This window comes from Chamaesiphon sp. OTE_75_metabat_556 (genome assembly GCF_031378165.1).
Taxonomy (GTDB): Bacteria; Cyanobacteriota; Cyanobacteriia; order Cyanobacteriales; family Chamaesiphonaceae; genus Chamaesiphon.
Map to the genome: position 1 here is coordinate 1 of NZ_JANNDR010000239.1, position 11042 is coordinate 11042.

The window sequence follows — 11042 nt, forward strand, 5'->3', positions numbered from 1 at the left end:
CGCCTCTGTAGCCTCTAGGAGGTGGTAGTGCGGGATAGATAAGAAGATATGGTGAGCGACATGGGTACCGATATTGTGGTGGATATCATTGATGAAACCATAGTCAACATCGATCGTCGAAATCGCACCTTTGAGGAAGTACCAATCTTTGCCGCGATACCAAGGAATATCGTCATCAGTGTGGTGGAGGAAGGTGACTAAATCCAACCAGACTACAAATCCCAGATAGGGCATCAAGTAGAATTTCACCAGCCATAGCCAACCCCAGGTAAATGTGCCTGCGGCTACTAATGCCACCATTGCCGCACACCAGATGCTGCTGGTAATGACATCCCACTTTTCGGACTTGCGAAACAGGGGACTAGCGGGGTGAAAGTGAGAACCGCCAGGACGTTCTGGCGAACGGCGGAATAAATATAAAGGATAGGCAAGTAATAAAGTCAGATCGAAGCGGAGAAACTTCTCCCACCACTGCATGTCATCGTATTTACCTTCAGTGACGGGGTACCAGCTTTCATCGGTTTCGATGTTACCAGTATTTTTGTGATGCGTCCGGTGGCTGATCCGCCAGCCATGATAGGGGACTAAAATAAACGAATGCGAGATGTGTCCGACGAGGTCATTGAGCCACTTGTGGCGGGAAAATGAACCATGCCCGCAGTCGTGTCCGACCACGAATAATGCCCAAAACATCGTCGCTTGCATGAACCAGAAAATCGGGTAAAACCACCAGGAGTCTAATTTATAGGCGATCGCGTACAGTCCAGTTACAATTACAACGTCGCGGAAAAAATAAGACAAAGACTTCCAGGTAGAAGGCTCAAAACAATATTTGGGAATTGCCGATCGAACATCTTGGATAGTGAAAGGGAGTCTTTCGCGCTCGAATGTAGATGCGTCCTGGCTTGCTGGCTCGACTAAATTAGATTGCACGTACTTTTAAAATTTACCTGATAATAGACCAACCGCATTGTTACACTCCGACACAATTTTCGCAACTGGGTAAACCACGAGATTTGTGGCGATCTGGCGACAAATTGGCAGTGTGGTGGGCTTGGGGTCGTCTCAAATCGGGGATCGAATGTTTACAAGCGATCGTCAAATGAGTAACAAAGTTTACCCACCCATCCGGATTTCTGAGTAAAAAGAAGCGATCGACTCGCCGCTAGGCTGAGTGACGATCGTGGTACGGAGTCGGACGTTATTGCTCTCGAACCACACACGTTCTTCTGAAGAGATATTCTCATCTTCAGTAATTAAAGTTAGTGCCTCATCATCGCCCAATGTGTAGCGGGCTACTCGCGGGGAACTAGCATCGCCACTGGTGGCATGAAACAGTTTGCCAGTATTAACAGCGGTGGCGTCAGGGACAGATATCGCGATCGTTTCGCCCTGGCGATTGGTGGGACTTTGAGGCTGATTATCCCAACTCAGGGTACCTTTCCAGCTATATTTGACGCCACCCCAAATCGTGCTGGGGTCGATGCCCGCGCGTTGGCATAGATCGATCGCTTGCGGATGTTCTGGGGGCAAGATCTCGATCACTAGATCGGATTTTCCCTGTTCTGACTGTTTCAAAGTTAAGTGCTGACTGGTTTTTTGGGAAAACCATTTACCAGCACTTAATTCAAAAAATTCGCGGACATTCATCGTTTAGGTATTAGGTATTAGGTTTTAGGTGTTAGGTATGAAGTATTTGCTAAAGCCTAACAGTTAGAAATCGATCTCCATCGCAGTCGATCGAAGCCAGTAACCAGTATAACTCTCTACTCCCAAATCCTTTGGACTTGGCTGTTACCGATTTCAACCTTGAATTAGCATTCTAGCTCCCAACTCCCATCCGGTGGTAAAGCAACTATCAACTATCAATTATCAATTATCAACTCTCCCCAGCTTCCATCCGTTGCAAACAAATAGTAGCCGCCGCAGATACATGAGGATGACTATCTTTGGTGAGATACTTGAGCGCAGAAATACTCTTGGGAGTATTTAATTGACCTAATGACTCAGCCAAGCGTTGGCGGACGAGCCAGTCTTCTGACTCGATAAATGTCACTAGTTTATCGATCGCTGCTACCGCTTTGATTTCGCCTAATGCGGCAATTGCAGCTTGTTGGAGGACGATTTCGGGTGAATCTAGTGCCTGCATCAGCACGTCAAAAGCACGCGGATCTTTGAGATTGCCGAGGGATACTGCCGCGCTAAAGCGGACGAGCCAGTCGGTATCTTCATAAAACGCCCTGACGAGGGCTTCAAAGGCGCGAATATCTTCTAAGTAGCCGAGCGCACCAGCAGCATCAGCCCGAATACCGTAATCTGGGTCATTAGCCAGGATGTCGATCAAAATCGGGTAAGATTCTGGTGTGACTTTGACACCTAAAGCAAACACGGCCATCGATCTCACTTGGAGGCTTTCATCATTGAGCACTTTTTTAATCGATGGTAAGGCGACATCAGCAGGGACATTGCGCAGTGAGGCTAGGGCGACCATCCGATCGCGCAAATTCGGACTCTCCAACTGTTGTGCCAGTAAGGCTGTTGCTGCTGGATCTGGTTGGGAAAACTTTTCTTCAGGAGCATCGCTCATATACTTTTTACCATAATTTATTCTTAAATTGTAACAAATTTTATTAATCCCAGGGCTAGACAGCTCGTTGCTCGTGCCAGAGTATCTGCTAGATCCAGCCAAACTCGATCGCTATCTGACAACGGAACCCCGATAATCAATCATCCATGCTCAGTCCTATCGACTCAACCGCTCTGTGTCAACTGACCGCCGCCCAAATTCAGGAAATCTTAGTCCTCAATGGCGTCTTAATTCAACAATATCAATCCCAATTACATCGGTGGGTAACGATCGCCCAATTACCAGATTTAGGACAATTGACCCTCAGTTTGGAACCAGAAAAAGCCGCTGAGATCGATCGGCGGTTACATCAATATGAACTCGTCGAATTTACCGCGATGACGACGGTGATGAATCTGAATATTTGCGATCGATATGTATTTATTCCCTTAGTAGAACAACCCCATCTGTATGAAGGTGATCTTGGTGGAGAGCGACACCACCAGTCTGGATTGTGGGGGCGCATCTGCTTGGTGGGACATCTCCATAGTATCTGGACGCCACAGGATTTGTCTTGGGTGCAAGCCTTGGGGCAGCAATTACTCACGGCGATGAATTTACTCGCCGCCACTAACTCCGCATCCAAATCGATGGCAACTAGCTCCTCGCCGCTGGCAGATCTAGCCGAATTAATCGAAAAAATCACCGATCTAGAATCTATTTGTCAGCAAAAAGATCATTTTATCAATCAGATTTCCCACGATCTGCGAGCACCATTGATGAATATCAAAATGGCCGTGCGGATGTTAACGACTAGCCTGAATACAGATCCCCAGATCGCCGAGTTATTAGAGGGGCACAAAGCCAAAACATACTTGTCAATCTTGGAACAAGAATGCGGTCGTGAAGTCGAATTAATTGATAATATTTTAGATATTCAGAGATTGGAATACGCGATCGATGCTCGCGCCGAAGCCCATTCTTTGGGTACAGCATCGCCAGTGGTACACCAATTAAATCTCGAATCATTGGAAATCGCTACTTGGTTGCCCAATACGATCGCTCCATTCAATTACCGCACCCAAACAGATCGTCAGAAATTAATTACCTCAGTATCGCAATGGGTGCCGACGATCGTCACAGATCGCGCTTATTTGACTAAGATATTTACGGAGTTATTAAATAATGCCTGTAAATATACCCGTGAAGATGGCGAAATTATCGTCGCTGTCGATGCTCCCAATCCTGAGTGGCTGACGTTAGTTGTCAAAAATCAGGCCGAAATTGCCGATCGACACTTACCCCATATCTTCGAGCAATTTTATCGCGTGCCCAGCGGCGAGCGAGCGGCGCAAGGTGGGAGTGGGTTGGGTTTGGCTCTAGTCCACAAGTTAGTCACCCAATTAAACGGTCAAATTCATGTCACTAGTGCTGCGGGGTGGACGGAGTTTGCGGTGAATTTGCCGGTTGGAGATCGGAATTAGGGGATAGTGAATAGGGGATAGTGAATAGTGAATAGGGGATAGTGAATAGTGAATAGTGAATAACTAATATCAATTCTTCAGTCATCAAAAAGCCTCCCGTGTTGGGAGGCTTTTTAGTTAATAGATGACTACTATACTAACTTGAGATCGGGATAGTGAGCTAAGATATCATCGGTCGTGAGGGCATCACCATTGGCTTGAGGTGTCCAGATGGCTTCGATCGCGACTAATGAGCTAGCATCGAGACTGCCGAGCATTTGGAGGGCTTGGCGGAGATCGCTCTCACCGTTGATTTTCGGCAATTCGATCGATCGAGTTGCAGCTACTAGCAGCGTGACGATGATATATTCTGCCCGTTCTTGCTCTTGCTCGACAGTGGCTAACTCGCCAGTGGAGTTGAGCGCAGTATTAACATTCGCCTGACGGATTTGGTTGTTGAATTTACTCAGAGTTTCGGTCGTAAATTTACCACGCTCGGTGAGGGACAATTGATTGAAGACGGCTTCAGCTCGATCTAGTTTGGCTTGTTGAGTGCTGGTCTTACCGTACGTCCAGTATTCGGGGTGGCGCAGTAATTCGAGGCTGGTTTCTTGGAGCAGGTGCATTCTGCCAGTCGATGTTTCGGCATTGACAGTCTCTGCCAATTGGTCTAATTTTGACTGGACGTTACGAGCATCAGCTAATAACCCAACTTGAATTTGAGCGATCGACACTTGAGGATTGTATGTATCCCCACCACCTAAATTATCGCCACCGGTTACGCGTTGGAAAGTCTGAAGTAAAAATCCACCCACTGCAACTAAAACTAAGAGCGACAATAAGCTCCCACCGCCACCGCCGAACAAGAAGGGGATATAGAAGGGTGAAAAGCCACCACCAGGGTAAAACCCACCACCACCACGGCTGGGATAACTATTACTTGGGGAACTGTATCCTCGGCTAGGAGCGCGGAAAGAACCACCGCCAAAGCGTCCACCACTGCGTGCGGCGAGGGCATCGCCTGTCTGCGCAAAGACGAGAGTGAGGACTAGTCCGACTGCTACAAAGGTTTTCACAATAGGTTTAAGGAGAGCGCGCAGTTTATCGATCATAACCACCTGGATTAAAAGCTTATCTATTCTTTTACTGTAACGACTTTGACAATTGATCGTCGTTAGTTATCGAATATCTTTAACTTTAACGCAGGGGACTGGGAGGGAGAAATGTCGATCAATGTAGAGATAACCGATGCGATCCCCGATCGAGTTTACACCGACCACGCCGATGGTTGCGGTTGGCCGAGGCTGACGTAACCCGATGACTCCTCCCGCACGGCTTGTCCGGTTAATGTCCCATTTTCCCAAAAGAAGACATCATTACCGAGAACGCGATCGCGATCTTCGCCAGTCATCAACTGGGTAGCCAGATCGTGCATCTGGGAGAGTTTGGACAATTCATCAGCTCTGCCAGGACACACGAGTAGCCAACCGCGCTTGGGAATAATCGCCATCAGACTCGGCGCAGACAAAGTATTACTAGCCGCTAGCATGGCGGTGGGACTGACCATTTGCTCGCACGAGAGGTCGTCCATTGGCGTCGGGGTGGATGCTGTTTGACCAGGGACAATCGCTCGGAGCAGATAAGGCTTCTTGAAAATTAAGCCGCGCTTTTCGACCGTGTCCCAACTCACTGCTTGAGATTCTTGCTGGTCGGTAGCTGCGGCGATTGTCTGTTGGGCGAGATCGAGATCGAGATCCTGACTTGAAACGAACTGAAAGTTGCCACGATCGACCCCAGTGGCAACTGCCAGCCAAGGTACGTGCATAGCTCCGCGACTGCCGATTATCGGTCTGCATAAATAGCGATCGGCACCAGACCAATCGGGCGGCATCAATACAAAAAAGTAAGTCATTACTAAGTTAGTGTCAATAACCTTCAAATTGTAACGTAGGTGTATGAATTACTGCCCTCCCATAGGTGCCTGTAATTGCTAAAAAGCTTGCCAGACATCTAGTTCTGTTCTGGTATAATGGCAGTGGTCGTTGACCAACCCGCGACAATGGAGACATAAAGCCTAACACCGAAGATTGCCAGCACACTGGCAACGGCGAGGAAAAATTGATAGACCGGGAAAAGCTTGAGGGGCAATGGGAACATCCTTGAAAGACATCGTTAAATTAGTTGGTTTACTTTGGATGTAGAACCGCAGGGCTTGCGGGGTTAGTCTGTGGAGCGAACATCAGACCAAATCTTCTTAGGGAGTGGAGGCAGTTGCGATGAAGCAGAAAAGCCAAGAAGTGATTCTTGGAATCCTCGTGCGTTTACGCCGAGGAGCATGTCAATTGTAGTCCCACAGTACTCAGAGATCGGTATGATGTGGTCTCAGGTGTTCTCTGGTTCTTGTAAAATCCATGCTCGCGAATGAGTCCGATCTTCACGTTTTGACTGCGTTACGCCAGGGCGATACCCATGCGTTAGGGATTATCTATGATCGCTATGGAGCGGTAGTTTATCGATTAGCATTACGGATGCTGGCCAATCCTACCGAAGCTGAAGATCTGACTCAGGAAGTATTTCTCGCGTTTTGGCGCGGGGTGGACAAATATGATGCCGATCGCGGTACCTTATTAGTATTCTTGTTGACAATTACCAGATCGCGCGCCCTCAATCGACTCAAGCAGCAAAGCTCGCAACACAATTTGCAGCAACGGGTGGGTAACTATTTACCTCAAGCCGATCGCCATCAAGTGCTCGAATCAGCGACCCTAGCAGAATTGCAAGAACGGATGGAATTGGCATTGCAAGCACTGCCCGCTACCCAAAAACAAGTTTTGGAAATGGGTTATTATCAAGGCAAAAGTCAATCAGAAATCGCCCAGGAGCTAGATCTACCATTAGGTACCGTTAAAACTCGATCCCGCCAAGGATTGCTCAAACTCCGCCAACTGCTCCAAGATTTAGTAGACTAACTAATCTCATGTCAGATAATTCCCCGCTACCCGCATCCGTATTTTGGTCAGAGTTAATGGCTGGTTATGTTTTGGGCGATCTCATTCCGGCTGAAATCGAGCAGGTGGAGGCGTATCTACTCGCCCATCCCGAATCCCAAGCGGAGATTGCTAGTTTGATGTTGCCATTGGATTTATTACCCCTGACTTTACCCGCAGATCGTCCGCCAGCATCATTGCGATCGCAGATTCTCCAAGCTGCCACCACTGAACCAGCAGCCGATTTCAGTGCAATGATGCCGGTGAGTCAGATGAGTCAGGTGCGGCGGAAGTCGATGCCGCTCTGGAAACCGATCGCGATGGGGTTGGAATTACTGGCGATCGGTTGGTTGGGTTGGTACAACTATCATCTGAGCCAGGAACTAGCCACAGTCAAGCAGGATCTCCAGACTGCCAAAATCGCCAAGCCAAAAACGGTACCAGCAATTAATGACGATCGATCCCTCGTCAGTCTGCTCCAACAGCCGAATAATCGGTTTGTCACACTCAAGAACATGCCACAGAATACAGGAGCGGGGAATTTGATTGTAGTCCCTAACAAATCGATCGCCTTATTAGTCCTCTCCAAAGTCGCTCCGCTGCCATCTGGACAGGTTTATCGAACCTGGGCAATTATGGGCGATGAAGAAATGAGCTGCGCGGATTTCTTACCAGACAAAAATGGTAAGGTGTTCGTGAAAATTCCCCTCGATAGCTTGAAGAAAGCCACGAAGGTGATGGTGACGATCGAACAAAAATCAGCTCAAGCCGCCGCTGGTGAAGTTACGATCGAAGGTGAAATTTAGATCAAATGCTTATACAGCGCGATCGGTAGTCCAGTCCGCCGTTTGACTTCGATCAGGGAACGGTAAGCACCGTGGCGGTGCCGCTCGGTACAGATCGCCGCAGCACTATCTCGATCGAGTCCGAGTTCGACGAGTTCCGACATCGGCAAGACATTCAAGCGTTGCCAATTGATCGGATCGTCAGCTTGTTCGTAATAGTTAAAGGCAATCATCGGCTCGATCGCTTGACAGTATTTTTCGGGCACATCAGCGAGGGTAGTTAGTTCCTCTAGCTGGATGAACATATAGCCTTCGGCTTTGATTGATTCGATATTATTGGCATAGGCGATCGGCAATCCCAAGACATGAACGAGATCGTCTTTGGAGCACTTATTAATATCGACTTTGCCTCGGATACTGGCAATCGAGGTGGCTGTTTGGCGATCGGTCGGCAAAATCGCCCCGCGCGGCGCACTTTTAATTAAGTACGGATTTTTGATACTCATCGCGATCGCAAATTGCACTGGCATGGCGAGATATACCAGCCATGATTGCCCGCAAAAGGCTGCCAATAAGGAGATCGCACTCAGGACACCGCCAATTTGCAACCAGCGATCGGTTTTGGTCGTGTAACCAGCATAAGCGATCGTCAGCGCACCAAAGATCGGGCATAGCGACCACCATACCCAGTCGGGAATTTTTTTCAGAGCTACATTAGACATCAGCTTAATTGCTGCCTTGAAACGGCAACCCCTGCGGTTAACTCAAGCGATCGATACAGTGAAAAGTGGATAGTGGATAGTGAATAGAACGGGTATTTATATCCAGTCTCGATCTCTATCTGGATCCAGATGTGGGCTGCTAAACTCCTGCTTTTTGGCGATCGGGGTGCAGATAAGAATCGTTTCTAGTAAAGTTTTCTTTCCACTATCCACTATTCACTATTCACTTTCCACTAACTTAAATTTCATCTAACATTTTCCGACGTTTAGCTTCGTATTCTTCTGCGGTAATAATGCCATCCTCATATAATTGCTTGAGTTCGTACAAAGTCGCCGTCGCATCTTTGGCAGATTTACTGGGCGAGACAACTGGATAACTCGTCCCCCGATTGAGGGCAGTTGGCGCAGTATCATAGTTGAATCGCGCATCGAACTCGCGATCGGACATGAAGCATAATCCGAGAAAATCAAAGAAAGAAATCAAGCCGGGAATCGACGTCCAACAAAAAATCAAATATAGGACGCCTTGAACATTCTTACCTAAATAAAATTTATGGATGCCAAAAAAGCCGCCAAAAAAGCAAATTAAGATTGCTGCCGTTCGGTTCCTCATCATTTGCTCCATAGATAAGTCAGTAGTTGGCTATAGATTTTGACGATTTTTCGCATTTAGCCAACCCACGATCCAGTAGATCCCGACTGTACCCAATTGTGCGGCGAGTAAGACTAGATAGACCGAGAAAAATTGGTTATCGAAATGAGCGCTAGATACCCCAGCAAACAAGATCGTTCCCAGTAGGGTATAGGGCAACAATTGCCACGATCTTGACTTCGGCTGCGGTGGCGTAAGTTTGTCCATATAACCTCTATTTTGTCAGTCCTGACTAGGGCTGTCAACCGCACACTGCGCAATATGTTCACACGTCGGTGCAATTTATTTTGGCGTCACTAAAATTTTGCCGTCGGGTTGGAAGATGACTTGGTATTGAGCCAGGGGTTCTTGGGAAATTGCTGCTTGGGGATTGAATTTGGCTAATTTAGGTAAGGGAGTTTTGGCTTGATTATCGGCAGCGCGGGGATCTGCGGCCTCGTAATCGGCAATTTCACCAGTAGCGGTGACGGCAACGCGATAGTTGAGATTTTGCGAATCGATCGGTTTCCCTGGCGCGATCGCTTTCTGGAGTGTGGTTTTGAGTTGGGTGGCGAGATTGGTCTGTAATTTGGGATCGCTAATGGCTTTGCCGAGATTCATCGTGCCCTGAACTGGAACGGCGGGTTGAATCTCGATTTTGCCCGTGGGATTGAAGACAACGTTAAAATTGCCGATCGCTTGATTGGGGTCGGTATTTTTGGTGGAGAGTTTGGGGAGTGGCGTCAGTTTGGATTGGTCGGCAGTTGTCTTCCCAGTGGGCTGATAACTGACGATCTGGCCGTCTTGATTGACGTTGACTTGGAAATTAGCAGCTTGCTTAACTCGATCGCTTGTCGGCCAATTTTGGCGGAGATCGCGCTGGAGTTTGCGTTCGAGAAAGCCGATTTGGGTCGCTTCGGTAATGATTCCAGTTTTGCCCGGTGTCGCACTAACAGGGGTTGGCGAGGTACTTGCAGCCGGCTGTGGACTGGCTGGTTTGACGGGATCTGGCGCGGTAGCGTTGGGCGTTTTGGGGGCAACTACCGGTGTCGGTGCGCTCGATTTTGGTGCTGTCACTTGGGGCGCGGGCAGTGCATAGCCGATCAAACCAGCCACGACTAAACTCGCCAGTCCCAATCCTGCTGGTACTGCTTGGGCGGCGATCGGTTTGGCGATCGCTTTGGCGATTGGTTGGAGCGGGATCATGATCTCCGGCAACGTCCGTCTGTCGGCGAGAAATTGATCGATCGCTTCGAGTAGATCGAACAGTTGCACCGTCGATAAATTAATCTGTGTGGGCTGGTTCTCGACGATTGCCGTCCCACTGCTAGGGCGATCGGCGTCACGATCTAGCGTCGCTGCCAATTGATGAATATTCGCGCGTTCGCCTTTGACGAGGGAGACGATGCTATTAGCGGCTGGCGACTTGACTGGGTGCGGAATCCCGCTCAGAAATTCTTGGGCATAATTGCTGACTGTCGTGACGAGACTAGTCAAAAAATCTCGGCCGCCAACTAATGGCCGTTCGCACCCGACAAAGTGACATTCAGCATTAAATAAACTGGACATGACGGGACGTGGATCGGAGACGCCAGAGGTGGAGGTGCCATCACTCAACCCGTCGAGAACGAGGGTACAGTTTGGCAAACTATACTGACGGCGAATAGTCATGGTGATGCAGTTCCGTAAAATTGAATATATGTAACCCGATTATATCAAGCGATCGATAATACCTATCTATTTCTAGCTGCTGCTTACTTTACCAAAGTACCCATCGCCAATCTTGCTTGCTCGATCTCGCTAAACATTTCGAGCGATATTCACTCTAAATGTTCCCCAAGCTGTTAGCTAGTAAATATCAATTGATATTTACTAGCTAACAGCTTGA

General features: G+C 48.3%; 12 protein-coding genes. 3 read left to right on the forward strand and 9 right to left on the reverse strand.

The features are described from left to right. The 3 genes from RMO27_RS09755 to RMO27_RS09765 all read right to left on the reverse strand — a co-directional run. Window positions 1-933, reverse strand: a 933-nt coding sequence (locus RMO27_RS09755; RefSeq protein WP_309731830.1) for a DUF3474 domain-containing protein, incomplete at its 3' end; no start/stop codon positions are given. 183 nt (window positions 934-1116) lie between these two features. After that, complete coding sequence (locus tag RMO27_RS09760; protein ID WP_309731831.1) at window positions 1117-1650, reverse strand: phycobiliprotein lyase; 534 nt, start codon at window positions 1648-1650, stop codon at window positions 1117-1119. 229 nt (window positions 1651-1879) lie between these two features. After that, window positions 1880-2587, reverse strand: coding sequence for a HEAT repeat domain-containing protein (locus tag RMO27_RS09765; protein ID WP_309731833.1), 708 nt, complete (start codon window positions 2585-2587; stop codon window positions 1880-1882). 146 nt (window positions 2588-2733) lie between these two features. Here RMO27_RS09765 and RMO27_RS09770 point away from each other — a divergent pair, with 146 nt between their 5' ends. Then, window positions 2734-4050: a HAMP domain-containing sensor histidine kinase gene (locus tag RMO27_RS09770; RefSeq protein WP_309731834.1), complete on the forward strand. Its 1317-nt coding sequence runs from the start codon at window positions 2734-2736 to the stop codon at window positions 4048-4050. 131 nt (window positions 4051-4181) lie between these two features. Here the strand turns inward: RMO27_RS09770 and RMO27_RS09775 are convergent, their stop codons facing one another. Both RMO27_RS09775 and RMO27_RS09780 read right to left on the reverse strand, forming a co-directional pair. Beyond that, window positions 4182-5105, reverse strand: coding sequence for a DUF1517 domain-containing protein (locus RMO27_RS09775; protein WP_309731836.1), 924 nt, complete (start codon window positions 5103-5105; stop codon window positions 4182-4184). Window positions 5106-5296: 191 nt separating this feature from the next. Continuing rightward, window positions 5297-5941, reverse strand: a complete 645-nt coding sequence (locus RMO27_RS09780) for a hypothetical protein (protein ID WP_309731838.1) — start codon at window positions 5939-5941, stop codon at window positions 5297-5299. A gap of 499 nt (window positions 5942-6440) precedes the next feature. Between RMO27_RS09780 and RMO27_RS09785 the strand changes: the two genes are divergently transcribed. After that, entirely contained in the window at window positions 6441-6998 is a 558-nt protein-coding gene (locus RMO27_RS09785) for a sigma-70 family RNA polymerase sigma factor (RefSeq protein ID WP_309731839.1), read from the forward strand. Window positions 6999-7006: 8 nt separating this feature from the next. Next, window positions 7007-7822 carry an anti-sigma factor gene (locus RMO27_RS09790; RefSeq protein WP_309731841.1) on the forward strand — a complete coding sequence of 272 codons (816 nt, stop codon included), beginning with the start codon at window positions 7007-7009 and terminating at the stop codon, window positions 7820-7822. Here RMO27_RS09790 and RMO27_RS09795 read toward each other — a convergent pair. From RMO27_RS09795 to RMO27_RS09810, 4 genes are all read right to left on the reverse strand, one after another. Then, window positions 7819-8523: a helix-hairpin-helix domain-containing protein gene (locus tag RMO27_RS09795; protein ID WP_309731843.1), complete on the reverse strand. Its 705-nt coding sequence runs from the start codon at window positions 8521-8523 to the stop codon at window positions 7819-7821. The genes RMO27_RS09790 and RMO27_RS09795 overlap by 4 nt on opposite strands. A 238-nt stretch (window positions 8524-8761) precedes the next feature. Beyond that, window positions 8762-9136, reverse strand: coding sequence for an NINE protein (locus RMO27_RS09800; RefSeq protein WP_309731845.1), 375 nt, complete (start codon window positions 9134-9136; stop codon window positions 8762-8764). Window positions 9137-9166: 30 nt separating this feature from the next. Then, a complete protein-coding gene (locus RMO27_RS09805; RefSeq protein WP_309731847.1) occupies window positions 9167-9382 on the reverse strand; it encodes a hypothetical protein in 216 nt (71 codons plus the stop codon). A gap of 75 nt (window positions 9383-9457) precedes the next feature. Next, on the reverse strand, window positions 9458-10825 hold the full coding sequence (locus tag RMO27_RS09810) for a DUF4335 domain-containing protein (protein ID WP_309731850.1): 1368 nt from the start codon (window positions 10823-10825) through the stop codon (window positions 9458-9460). Window positions 10826-11042: the final 217 nt, after the last annotated feature.